Origin of the sequence: Caballeronia arvi (genome assembly GCF_001544695.2) — a bacterium.
Taxonomy (GTDB): Bacteria; Pseudomonadota; Gammaproteobacteria; order Burkholderiales; family Burkholderiaceae; genus Caballeronia; species Caballeronia arvi.
The window spans coordinates 1-1,452 of sequence record NZ_FCOM02000223.1 but is presented as its reverse complement, the minus strand read 5'-3'; the positions used below and the strand labels follow the sequence as shown (position 1 = coordinate 1,452).

Here is a 1,452-nt window from a genome sequence, read left to right as displayed (position 1 = left end):
ATATCGATTTTCCCTTCCACGTAGGCTTCGCCCAGCGAGTCGAGCCCGGGCGATAACAGCAGCGGCATGGCGGCCGCCGATTTCGCATGCAGAGTGATCGTTGGCTTCTCGAAAGTACCAAGGTCATACGACTGGCCGTTCCACAGGCATATGCGCGCCGGAACATTGGTCTGCGTGCGCAGGTTGTCCGCCCACGAGGCCAGCTTCTTTTCCCAAAACATTAACTTCTCCCGCGCATTAGCACTGCCGCAAACGTCGGAGTGACAAGGGCACGTTGATCGCAGCATCGACGGCCGCCCATGCTTGGAAACGACGAGCGCCAAAATGCTCCGCTCCCCGCGTCCTATCAAAATGTATCACGTTATGATATATTGAAGTTGACAATTTCGCTGTCGAAGGTCGCAAGTTGGTTACCCGCGAGTGAAGGAGGAAGGACATGCTAGTTACATTTCAATCAAGAGCAACACCGGACGTTGTCATGTTGCGTGATTTAGCGGCCTACCTTCTCGGCGCCATCGGGAAGCGCCTTGGCGAGAGGGGCGTAATTGCGCACGAAGAAATGCGTGGTGCGATTATTCGCCTTGAGGCGACCCTGGAAGAAGATGCAAAGATCGCCCAAGAGCACGGTCCAAATTTTCATGCGACGGTCGGGGATCATTCACTGCGCACCCGCGCGGGGCTTCGACACCGCGCACTTCCGTTTCTCGATATGCTGCGACAGGCTGAACTGCAAGACGCTGCCGTACTATGGGGACTCTAACGGTCGAATAACACGGTTATACACACGCCGACGTCCCGACTAAGCCTTCCACCATCAAAGACCGTGACGCGTTCGTTTGCCGGTGTGGGATTTTGGAAGGGGACGGCGAAGCAACGTCGCTCGTCAACCTGGGCCGACTCGCCGATCAACAGTTAGCGTTCGCTTGTGCCCTACGCGGTGTCGCAGCGTCGTGGACCGCGAGGGGCTGCCCGAGCCTCGTTGCCCAGTGCTCACGCACTGAGGGAGTGCGGACTCGGAAGAGACGAGGGCGGCCTCAACGTCTAGGTCATGGCCTGTCGGCGCACGGATCGCGTCCTCACGGGCCAAACTTGCGTCCATGCAAACATAAGGTATCCATAGCGTCACGTCCGGTTGAGTTCGAAATAAGAATCTGCGCACTGCGCGCGGCACGGACGGATACGCAGTTCACGCAAGTATCGATGACCTGATTTTATCACTCACATCACGTGCGATATAAGGAATCGAGGTGGACTCGGCGCCGACTAAATCTTTCGACATACTTACGAATCAGCGACAGGCACTACGATTGCGCATGCTACGGTTGCCGATTGCCAAGTTTCGCGAAGCGAGTATTGATTATCCGCCCCATATAGGCGCAATCCGTGGTCGTTGTACAGCATTTGCACAGAACGAGGAGTCGTGATGGCCGACACCGTAGGAGATTTCCTGAT

The 1,452-nt window shown here is 56.3% G+C and carries 2 protein-coding genes; one reads left to right on the top strand and one right to left on the bottom strand.

Annotated elements, in window-relative coordinates:
• On the bottom strand, positions 1-221 hold a 221-nt coding region (locus AWB74_RS44500), incomplete at its 3' end, for a DUF7884 domain-containing protein (protein ID WP_456061767.1).
• A 215-nt stretch (positions 222-436) separates the two neighbouring features.
• On the opposite strand from AWB74_RS44500, the gene AWB74_RS44495 reads away from it, so the two are divergent.
• The gene (locus tag AWB74_RS44495) at positions 437-760 is read left to right on the top strand and encodes a DUF1840 domain-containing protein (protein ID WP_061152794.1); all 324 of its coding nucleotides are present in this window, start codon (positions 437-439) and stop codon (positions 758-760) included.
• The last annotated feature ends 692 nt before the right edge of the window (positions 761-1,452 follow it).

Bases quoted from the DNA above. Each gene is read 5' to 3' on its own strand.
- AWB74_RS44495 (WP_061152794.1), top strand. From the start codon at position 437: ATGCTAGTTACATTTCAATCAAGAGCAACACCGGACGTTGTCATGTTG.